Source organism: Microbacterium sp. H6 (assembly GCF_003314775.1).
Lineage (GTDB): Bacteria > Actinomycetota > Actinomycetes > Actinomycetales > Microbacteriaceae > Microbacterium > Microbacterium oxydans.
In genome coordinates, this window is record NZ_QOAY01000006.1 from 1 (window position 1) to 249 (window position 249).

The following is a 249-nucleotide window of genomic DNA, read 5'->3' on the forward strand; positions in this document are numbered from 1 at the left end:
CCGCCTCGTGCAGACGCGCGGCCACGGCGGCCCAGCCCTCGTCGCCGTCGTCCCGCCGGTCGGCTCCGGGCAGGACGCGCAGCAGCGCTCCGGCGAGTGCCTCACTCCTCGTGATCGCCGGCGTCACGGTCAGCCACACGACGTGGGCGGATGTGGTGGCCGCCCAGTCCACCAGGGCCGTGGTCTTGCCGGAGCCGGACGCCGAGCGGATGAGTGTGAGGGGCGTCTCGGTCTCGAACTCGGCGCTCA

1 protein-coding gene is annotated in these 249 nt (G+C 74.3%); it reads right to left on the bottom strand.

Annotation, left to right across the window (positions count from 1 at the left end):
• The coding region (locus DSP71_RS21750) for a hypothetical protein (RefSeq protein ID WP_181800620.1) at positions 1-249 on the bottom strand (249 nt) is incomplete at both ends.